The organism is Kitasatospora sp. NPDC058190 (assembly GCF_042883685.1).
Taxonomy (GTDB): domain Bacteria; phylum Actinomycetota; class Actinomycetes; order Streptomycetales; family Streptomycetaceae; genus Kitasatospora.
This window is the reverse complement of record NZ_JBHVVI010000102.1, coordinates 20723-30148: the sequence shown is the minus strand read 5'-3', so window position 1 is coordinate 30148 and position 9426 is coordinate 20723. Positions and strand designations below refer to the sequence as shown.

The following is a 9426-nucleotide window of genomic DNA, read 5'->3' as shown; positions in this document are numbered from 1 at the left end:
CGCGGGGCGGCCCGCCCCCCCGCCTGGTCCCGCCGGGGGGTGCCCGGCTCCCCCCCTGCCAGGCCGCGTACAGCGCGACGGTCCGCGGGCCGGTGCGGGTCACGCGCCCGCCGAGGATCCGCGACCGCCCGGTGGCATCGACCAGGAACCGGGCGCGCAGGAGCCGGGACCCGTCGGGCGTCGTGACGGGCACCTCCCATCCCTCGGCGCGGCGGTCGGGCCGGTGGGCGCGGGCGGGCTGGAGCACGGTGACGCCGGCGGATCGGGCGGTGTCCAGCAGGAGTTGGTCGAATCGTCCGCGGCAGACCGTGAGTCCGCACGTACCGGCCGGCAGGCGAACCCGACGCACCTGCTCGTCCGCCCAGCGCACGCTCGACCAGGTGGGAGTGAGGAAGCCCGCGCCGCGTACGGCGGGCAGCAGCCCGAGGCTGTCCAGCAGCGGCCAGACGGCCGGCGTCAGTGCCTCGCCGACGTGCGGGCGCGGGAACGGATGCCGCTCCACGAGCAGGACCCGGTGGCCGAGTTCACTCAGCCGCCGGGCGCACAGGGCCCCCGCCGGTCCGGCGCCGAGGACGCAGATCTCGGTGTCGATCGGGGAGGAGGGCGCCGCCCCGACGCTCATGCGCCCGCCTCGCTGGTTCGCTCGCGCCGCTCGCTCACGCCGGTGTCCCGGTGGCCGGCCCGGGGCGGAACCAGTCGGGCTGCCGGGCGAGCATGCGATGGTACGCGCCCAGGGCGTAGTGCAGCCAGCCGCGGATGTACTGACAGGCGGGGCGGCCGCGGTCGATCACCTCGTGGTGGCAACCGCCCCCGCACAGGTAGCGCGCCCAGCACGAGCGGCACGGTTCCTGGCGGTGCACGTGCCGCTCGCTCAGCCAGGCCAGTTGGCGGTCGCGGTCGACGCCCCGGTCGAGGCTGCCCATCGCGCCCCGGGCATCGCCCACGAAGCGGTGGCAGGCGGCGAGCTCGCCCTCCGCCGAGACGCCCAGGTACCCGGCGCCGGCGCCGCAGGGGTAGGGGCGGTGGGTGCCCCGGTAGAGTTCGCGCAGTGCGTTGACCAGGTTGGCGAACGGGTAGCGGTGGCCGGCGACCACCTGTCGTTCGAACTCCTCACCACAGGAGACCATCTGATCCAGCATCACTTCGAGATCGGCGGTGGTCAGTTCGCCGCGGCCGGTCGGGGAGTTCAGCAGCGGCGAGAAGCCGACGCTGTGGAATCCGAGGTGGACGAAGGCGTCCAGGGTCTCCCGCAGGGCGAGGTTGTGCGGAGTCACCGTCACCCGGGCGGAGACCTGCATCCGTCGCTGCGCCGCCAGCAGCGGGGCCACGTTGGCGATCACCTTCCGGAAGCTGCCCTGTCCGCCCCGGTACGGGCGCAGCGAGTCGTGCACCTGCTGGGTGCCGTCCAGGCTCACCGTCACCGCGAAGCCGTGCCGTTCGAAGAAGTCGGCGTCCGCGGCCGTCACGGTGGTGCCGTTGGTGGTGATCGAGAAGGTCGCCGGCACGTCGCGCTCCGCCGCGAGCCGGGCCGCGTGCTCGGTGGCGGCGTGCACGACCGGCCGGTTGAGCAGCGGCTCGCCGCCGAGGAAGGAGAGGTTCACCCGCTCGCCCGGTGCGGCCGCGCGGAAGAGCAGCTCGACCGCGGCGAGCGCGGTCTCGACCGACATGCTGGTGGGTGTCTTGCCGAAGCTGCCCTGCTGGGCGTAGCAGTAGGTGCAGCCGAGGTTGCACTTCTGCGCCACCGAGAGCGACAGGGCGCGTACCGGCGGCTCGACGGGCGGCCGGTCGTCGATCAACTGCGGTGCCTCCAGCCCCAGTTCGGACATCAGCCGGGAGAGCTCGGGGCCGTCCCCGGCGTGCCGGGCGCGGTCGAGGGCCCGGTAGCTGTCCGCGTCGAGGTCGAACAGGCGGCTGCCGTTGACCACCAGGGCGTGCCGGCCGACCTCGGTACGCAGCAGGTGGAGGTCGGGGCTGGCCGGGGTGGACAGCTCGAACAGCTCGCGGGCGGGTCCGCGGGTCGCGGATCCGGTGGGGGAGGGATTCATCGGATGGGCCTCGTCAGAGATGGTCCGGATGGTCGGAGATGGTCCGGATGGTCAGCGGTGGTCCGGGTAGTCCCGGCCACCGACGATGAACCGCAGGTGCTGCTGCCACTCCCGGAAGAGGGTGTCGTACGTCAGGAGGCGGGTGTCCCGGCCGTTGTCGAGCACGTACTCCCTGGGCTCGCGGTGCACCGAGAGCCAGTGGTTGCCGACGCTGACGCCCTGCTCGTCCACGTCCACGTTGACGTAGTCGGGCCGGCTGGCCGCCCAGTAGTAGCAGGCGCACTCGCGGTAGTCGTTCTGCCAGGGCGAGCAGAGGCTGCGGGTGAGGTCGCCGGGCTGCACCAGCTGCTCGTCGATCACCGCCAGCCGGTCCTGCGCCGCCTCGCTGACGGCGAACAACGGGCGGACGACCAGATCGACCGAGCGCAGCTCGGCCGGGTCCTTCGGGATGCCGACCGGGTTGTCGCTCGGCTGCATGGTGAACTCGCAAGCCACCTTCCGACCGGCATGGTCGTCCAGGACCTTGGCGAGGGAGTTGGACCATTCCAGCATCGTCACACCGTCGGGGTTGGCGCCCGAGGTGAGACTGCCGATCTCCCCCCGGGGCAACTGCGGGCCGGTCACGTCACCGACCACCGCTTCACCGGCCACCCGGAGCAGCCGGCAGCCTTCGAGGATCTGGTGCTCCGGGTCGGCCCGGACCACCAGGTTGTCCGCCTCGTGCAGCTCGATGCCCTCGAAGATCCGGCGCCAGATGTTGCGGAAGTCGAATTCGAGGCCGGGGAAGGCGTTGGAGATGGCCGCGGCCGCCAGGGTGCTGGGCGGGTTCCCGGGCGCCCGGTAGTGCAGCTGGGCCGAGAGGTTCGTCGGCTGGATCGAGCTGATCGGCTGGGGCTCTGTCATCCCTGCTCCTCGGGGGTGGCGGCCGAAGTGGCGGCGCCGGCGGGACCGTTGTCGGTGAAGATCGCGCGCTGGGCGACCTTGCGGATGAGGTCGACCTGGCGGCGGGTCAGCGCGAGGGAGCGACCGTCCGCGCCGCGCATCAGGGCCGGCATCTTGCGCCGTCCTTTGTCGGACAGGTCGCCGACGTCGTCGAAGTCGCGCAGCACATCGGCGAACCACGGCGCCGTGCCGCTGCGCAGGCCGGCGAGCACCTGATGATGCAGGTTCAGCAGCGCGGTGCGGTCGACCAGCGACGGCGCCATGATCGGCTCGTACAGGCGGCCGGTGTCGTTGGTGTCCTGGGCGACCATGGTGGAGGCGCCACGGACCTGGCCGTTCACCGTGTTGCCGTTCAGCACGGCCGTGTTCATCAGCCGGACGGTGTCGAAGGCGCGCCGGACCACCTCCTCGGCGGCCTCCAGGGAGACCTCGTCGGCGGTGACGGTGGGGCCGAACATGGCCTGCTCCAGCTCGTCCGCGACGGCGCGGACCGGGAAGCTGTCCGGAGCGTAGGCCGGCGGGCCGGCGCCGATCCGGCCGTAGGCGCTCAACAGGGTGCCGTCGATGGTGAGTTCAGCCCTGACCAGGCCGTCGCACTCGTCGTCCAGATAGCCCTTGCTGATCCAGTCCAGGCCCTGGGCGAAACCGGCGTAGATCTGGGAGGGGTTGGTCACCCGGGGACTGTTGCGGTCGTCGTGGTAGCCGAGCCAGCCGCCCCGGTTGGCGTCGTACAGGAAGGCCGTCACGTTCGGGTCGGGCTTCGGCTGCTCCTCCGTGCTGGAGCCGTAGACGCGGCCGGCGGCGGGGGTGAAGCGCAGCCGGATCCCGGGGAACCCGGGGGTGGGCCTGAGGTACCGGACGTGCCCGAGCGGGAGCTCCCGGCCTTCCCAGAAGTTCGGGCAGGTGCCGTTCAGCGGGTGCACCGCGTGGTCGTGGAACGGGCCGACCTGCGCGTCGATCCGGTCGTTCTCGTCGCCGGTCCGCCGGTGGATCTTGTGGTTGCCCACGTGCACCGACCAGCGCACGTCCTCGGGGCCGAGCCCGTGCCGGGCCAGCAGGTCGAGGGTCAGCGGCTCCAGCACGTCCTCCCGGCCCGGCTCCGAGGTCAGTGCCCAGACCTCCAGGAACGGAGCGACCGGCCGGACGTCGCCGTTCTCGGTGAACAGCAGCTCGGGCGGGGCCTCGTACGACGTGATGGCCCCGCTGTCCGGATCCACCTCGAAGGTCGGGGCCGGTCGCAGCTGTCGGGGCGCCAGCGGGCGCTGCGGGTCCACCAGCGCCTCGTAGTTGTCCATCGGCCGGGCGGCCGCGCCCAGGCGGCCGATCGCCAGGGGCGGGAGAATCCGGAGTTCCTTGATGGCCACGCTCTCTCCTCGTAGGTGGTTGGTCGCTCCCCCGGGGTCGTTCAGCGATCGGCCAGGACGCGGCCGACGAAGTCCCGCGCCTGGAGGTCGGTCTCGCGCAGTGCGCGCAGGTACGCCTCGCCCTCGGTCGTCAGCGTCGTCCCCAGCAAGTCGTCGACGGCGAGCAGCGAGGCCTCGGTGAGGTCGCGCTGGAGCAGCCAGCGGTTGCGGTCGCCCGCCGGGAGGTCCAGCGTGTACGGCATCTCGAACGGCGGGCCGGCCAGCAGACCGGTGGACCCGTCGCGGTCGAGCGGGAGTTGGAGCAGCATCCCGGCGACGGCGCGGAGGTTGTACATCTCGCCGAAGGCCCGGTGGATCAGCGATCCGCGCGCGGTCAGGGTGGCGCCGTTGTCGAGCGGGCCGATCAGGCGGAAGGCGTGCGCGACGTCGGCCAGCAACATGCGGTAGCGCAGGTTGAACAGGTGGCCCCAGCGGGCGGCCTCGGGGTGGGTGATGAGGGAGACCTCGGGGCGCGACTGGTCCGGTGCGAGGGCCAGCGCGTGCGTCAGGGCCAGGGTCTCCTCGTTGAGCCGGTGGTCGGTGCGCGGGTTCTCGGCGACCTGCCGTGCGACGGCGTCCTGGTCGGAAGGGTCGAGCCGCTCCAGTTCGCGGAAGATCGTCAGGAAACGGAAGAAGTGGGAGAGTTCCCCCGGGCCCGTGCCGGCCGCGCTGGCGGCCGCCGGGACCGGGGCCTGGAGCGGTGGGAGCGCCTCGCCCTGGTCGCCGATGAGCTTCAGCGCGTTCAGGGCGGTGTCGCGCGAGGAGACGCCGATGATCAGCAGGTCGGGGGACTGGGTCTCGGGCACGTTGCCGGAGTCCCGACCGCGTTCACCGAGGGTGTAGCCGCGGCCCCACTCGTTCCAGGAGGCCTGATAGGGAAGGGTTTCGGCCTGGAAGGCGGCGTCCGGGATCCGGTCGCGGTCTCCCAGGATGTCGGTCAGCCGATCGTAGAGGGCGCCCACGCGGTTCACCGGCACGCCCTGCTTTCCGGCGGCCAGCTGCCGGATCCGGTCGGCCTCCTCGCCGGTCCAGTCGGGCGGGCTCTCGGCGCAGATGTACCGGGCGAGGGTCTCCGGGGTGAGCCGCCGGAGCGTGAACGGGAACGGGTAGAAGTCCGTGCCCCACGGATAGTCCTCCCGGCTGAGGTGGACCGGGCCGCCGAGCGCGAGCAGGAGGTTCTGCACGGTGAGCAGGTGGCCCATCTCCTCCTTGGCGATGCCGAGGACGATCTCCTGCCAGCGCCGCACGTCCGCGCGCAGGTGCTCGGGGACCTGGGGTCCGCCCAGCGAGTACGCGGCGAAGAGGTACTGCACCATCAGCGAGTGCTCGATCTCCGCGGCCACGTGCAGCAGGAGCGCGGTGTAGTCGCGCCAGTTGAACTCCGGTGGCAGGACCGGCCGGCCTTCCGGTGCGGCCTTCACACCGAGGGCCAGCTCGGGGAAGGCTGACTCCAGGTGCCGGGTGATCCTCGTTCGCATGGGTTCCGTCCCAGGACTCGACGCATCGGGGCGGCTCACCCACAGTCAGGGCGCAGCACCCGCAGTCACCCTCAGTGACATGCGACAGAAGCTTCCCCTGCCGGGAAGCGGTAGTCCAGGCCATGACACCCGTACGGTCCAAGGCGCACACGCGCAGGGACGAGTCGTTCCCGTGCGCCGGGGCGCGCGGGTCTTCCGCGCTCCCGGGGGCCGCGGCCGATGCCGCGCTGCAGGTCCGGGCTCGGCGAGCGTGTCCGGGACGGAGCTGGTCTGCTGGTTCTGAGGGGTGGTCGTGCCGGTGCAACGGGAGGAATCCGGATGAGTACCTATCGAGTGGCGCAGGTGGCCGACGTCGGCGGGTCGTTCGAGATCGTCGAGCGTGACGTGCCGCGGCCGGGCCCCGGTCATGTACGGGTCGCCGTGGAGGCCTGCGGGATCTGCCACAGCGACGCCATGTTCGTGAACGCGGCCCTGCCGGGCGTCCGGTTTCCGCTGGTCCCCGGGCACGAGATCGCCGGGCGCATCGACGAGCTCGGCGAGGGGACGCAGAGCACCGGTTGGCAGGTGGGCGACCGGGTGGCGGTGGGCTGGTTCGGTGGCAGCTGCGGGCACTGCGCCGCCTGTCGGCAGGGCGACTTCATCCTGTGCCTGAACCTGAAGGTCCCCGGCTGGGCGTACGACGGTGGTTACGCCGACGCGGCGGTGGTACCGGTCGACGCCCTGGCCCGGATCCCCGACGCGCTGGCGGCCGCCGACGCCGGGCCGATGGCCTGCGCCGGGGTGACCACGTACAACGGGCTGCGGACGAGCTCCGCACGGCCGGGCGACCTCGTCGCCGTCCTCGGCATCGGCGGCCTCGGCCACCTGGGTGTGCAGTACGCGGCCGCGATGGGCTTCGAGACCGTGGCCATCGCCCGCGGCGCCGACAAGGCCGACTTCGCCAAGCAGCTCGGCGCGCACCACTACATCGACAGCACGGCCGGCACGTCCGTCGCGGACGCACTGCAGTCCCTCGGCGGCGCCAGGGTCGTCCTGGCCACCGCCGCGAACTCCGCCGCCATCTCGGCGACCGTGGACGGGCTGTCCAACCGGGGTGAGCTGGTGGTCATCGGCGCGGACACCGAGCCGCTTCGGATCGCTCCGGTCCAATTGCTCATGCGTGCCCGGACCGTTCGCGGCCATCCGTCCGGCAGCGCGCAGGACATCGAGGACACCATGGCGTTCAGCGCCCTGCAGGGCATCCGCCCGATGATCGAGACCGCGCCGCTCGGCCAGGCCGACGAGGCGTACCGGAGGATGCTCTCCGGCAGCGCCCGCTTCCGCATGGTGCTCACCACCGGGACGGGATGACGGGAGACCGGCGTGTCGACACGGCGTCCGCCGTGCTCGTCGGCCGGATCCCGGCCGCGTACGGCCGCCGGCACCGACCTGCCGGTCCGGCGTCGGATCACTCTCGCGGAGGGGGCGGGTTCCGACCGGGCTCGGCGGGCTCGGCGGCGTGGGCGACGGTGGGTTCGGCGCGCCGGATGGCGATGACGGCGGCGTCGTCGTTGAGGCGGTGGCCGACGTGGGCGAGCAGGTCGCGGCGGATGTGGTTGACGAGTGCCTCGGGGGAGCACTTGGTCCAGTGGGCGGCGCGATCGGCGAGCGGGTAGAACTCGCCGGTGTCGTCGCGTGCCTCGGTGACCCCGTCGGTGTACAGCAGCAGGGTGTCGCCCCTTTCGAACGGGAAGTCGTCGCTCGGGTAGCTGCCGTCGCCGAGGTCGTGCACGCCGAGGGGTGGAGCGGCCGGCACGGAGTCGACGGGCAGCGCGCGGCCGTCGCGCAGCAGGAGGGGCGGCGGGTGTCCGCAGTTGGTCATGCGGGCGACGGGCTCGTCGTCGGGCAGGTCGAGGAGGATCGCGGTGATGAAGTGCTCGACGATGTCGCCGCTCTCCTGGGCGAAGTCGGTGAGGTAGCGCCCCACGTTGTGGTCGAGCGTGGACGCCAGGTCCGCCAGGGTGTCGTGCTGTGCGGCGATGAGGCGGAAGGCGCTGACCAGCAGGGCCGACTCGCCGACGGCGGCCAGGCCCTTGCCCCGGACGTCTCCGATGACCATGCGGGTGCCGCCCGCGGTGCGGGTGGCGGTGTAGAGGTCGCCGCCGATCTGTGTCTCCTGCTCGGCGGCGAGGTACATCGTGGCGATCTGGAGCGGCCCGATCTGTTCGGGCAGCGGGCGCAGCAGGGCGCGCTGGGCGGCTTCGGCGACCGACTGGGCGCGGGCGAGCTGTCTGGCCCGGTGCTCGCGGATGGCGGTGAACATGACGATCAGGACGCACAGGACGGTCAGCGCGGTGATCTGCGCGATGTGGTTGCTGGTGGTGAGGCCGCCGTGGAGGAAGGCGATGAGCACCTGGGCGGCGATGGCCAGGGCTCCGACGAGAGCGGTCGGGCGCAGGCCGGCGAACGAGGGGGTGAGGGCCGGGGCGATCACCAGGAGCGGGCCGAGGTGAATGCTGGTGGGGGAATGGAGATCGACCACGGTGATCGCCGCGATGAGGGCGAGCGGGATCAGCAGCAGCACCCAGCTCCGTTGTCCGCGCTGCTGCTGGCGGGCCGCGCGTGCTCGGACTTCCATGTCCTCACTGTGCTCCTGGGGGTCGGTGAGCGCAGGTGTGTGTGGGCAATGCGTGGTAACTGACCTACCGACCGTAGCCGCTCCGGTGCCGCCGCCCGCGCAGAACGGATCTCGACGGGGAACAGGCCCCGCGAGGCGCGGATATCTCGCCGGTATGCGACAGCTGCCGCATTTTCACTTGGCTGGACTCATGGTGTCACACCTTGGACATGTCCGACATGACAGCCCATAAGGGCTCTCGTTACGTTCATCGCGGTTCGGTCGCCCGGCCGACGTCCGTGAGACAGAGAGACAGTGACATGCGCAGGCGCACATTGGCCGTGGCCGCTGCCGGAATAGGCGCGGCGGCCCTCGCAACCACCGGAATCACCTACGCCCTCGCCGGATCCACCTCGGCGTCCCCGTCCGTCCAGCCGGTGGTCCGGCCCGTCGAACAGGTCGCCCCGGCGCTCCTGTCCGTTCAGCCGGCGGCCCAGCCCGTCCAGGAGGCCGCCCCGGCCCCGGCCGCGGCTGTCGCGGGCGGCGGCGGCGAGCACGGCGGCAGTGAGCACGGCGGCAGTGAGCGCGGCGGCGAGAACGGGGAGAAGCACGAGGGCCGTGACCGCCATGAGGGCGGACGCGGCCACGGCCATGAGGAAGCGGGAAGGATCTACTTCAACGAACGGACGTACTCCGCCGACTCCGAGGGATGCATCACCGCTGCCAGCGGACTGGGCTCCACCAGCTTCAGCGTCTTCAACGACAGCCGGAAGGTCGTCGAGGTCTACCGCGGCTTTTCCTGTGACGGCGGTTCTCCGGTCACCACCGTGGGTCCCTACGGTGCCACCAATGGCGTCGTGACCCGTACCGCCCACGAGAGCGTGTACGGGAGCATGTTCGGTGGCGGCGGCGCCGTGGGCAGCTTCCGGGTGATCGGCGACTACGACGAGTGGTGACGGCGC

General features: G+C 72.1%; 8 protein-coding genes. 2 read left to right on the top strand and 6 right to left on the bottom strand.

The features are described from left to right. The 5 genes from ACFVWU_RS34375 to ACFVWU_RS34355 all read right to left on the bottom strand — a co-directional run. Window positions 1–622, bottom strand: a 622-nt coding sequence (locus tag ACFVWU_RS34375; RefSeq protein ID WP_387628129.1) for an NAD(P)/FAD-dependent oxidoreductase, incomplete at its 3' end; no start/stop codon positions are given. 34 nt (window positions 623–656) lie between these two features. After that, window positions 657–2045 carry a radical SAM protein gene (locus tag ACFVWU_RS34370; protein WP_387628127.1) on the bottom strand — a complete coding sequence of 463 codons (1389 nt, stop codon included), beginning with the start codon at window positions 2043–2045 and terminating at the stop codon, window positions 657–659. A gap of 51 nt (window positions 2046–2096) precedes the next feature. Continuing rightward, window positions 2097–2948, bottom strand: a complete 852-nt coding sequence (locus tag ACFVWU_RS34365) for a LodA/GoxA family CTQ-dependent oxidase (RefSeq protein WP_387628125.1) — start codon at window positions 2946–2948, stop codon at window positions 2097–2099. Then, window positions 2945–4351 carry a hypothetical protein gene (locus ACFVWU_RS34360; protein WP_387628123.1) on the bottom strand — a complete coding sequence of 469 codons (1407 nt, stop codon included), beginning with the start codon at window positions 4349–4351 and terminating at the stop codon, window positions 2945–2947. The genes ACFVWU_RS34365 and ACFVWU_RS34360 overlap by 4 nt, the downstream gene beginning before the upstream one ends. 41 nt (window positions 4352–4392) lie before the next feature. After that, entirely contained in the window at window positions 4393–5868 is a 1476-nt protein-coding gene (locus tag ACFVWU_RS34355) for a ferritin-like domain-containing protein (RefSeq protein ID WP_387628121.1), read from the bottom strand. Window positions 5869–6186: 318 nt separating this feature from the next. Here ACFVWU_RS34355 and ACFVWU_RS34350 point away from each other — a divergent pair, with 318 nt between their 5' ends. Next, window positions 6187–7218, top strand: a complete 1032-nt coding sequence (locus tag ACFVWU_RS34350) for an alcohol dehydrogenase (RefSeq protein WP_387628119.1) — start codon at window positions 6187–6189, stop codon at window positions 7216–7218. A 97-nt stretch (window positions 7219–7315) separates the two neighbouring features. Here the strand turns inward: ACFVWU_RS34350 and ACFVWU_RS34345 are convergent, their stop codons facing one another. Continuing rightward, window positions 7316–8485, bottom strand: a complete 1170-nt coding sequence (locus tag ACFVWU_RS34345; protein ID WP_387628118.1) for a PP2C family protein-serine/threonine phosphatase — start codon at window positions 8483–8485, stop codon at window positions 7316–7318. A gap of 299 nt (window positions 8486–8784) precedes the next feature. On the opposite strand from ACFVWU_RS34345, the gene ACFVWU_RS34340 reads away from it, so the two are divergent. Further along, window positions 8785–9420 (top strand): hypothetical protein, encoded by a 636-nt coding sequence (locus ACFVWU_RS34340; RefSeq protein ID WP_387628116.1) that lies wholly within the window; start codon window positions 8785–8787, stop codon window positions 9418–9420. Window positions 9421–9426 lie beyond the last annotated feature (6 nt).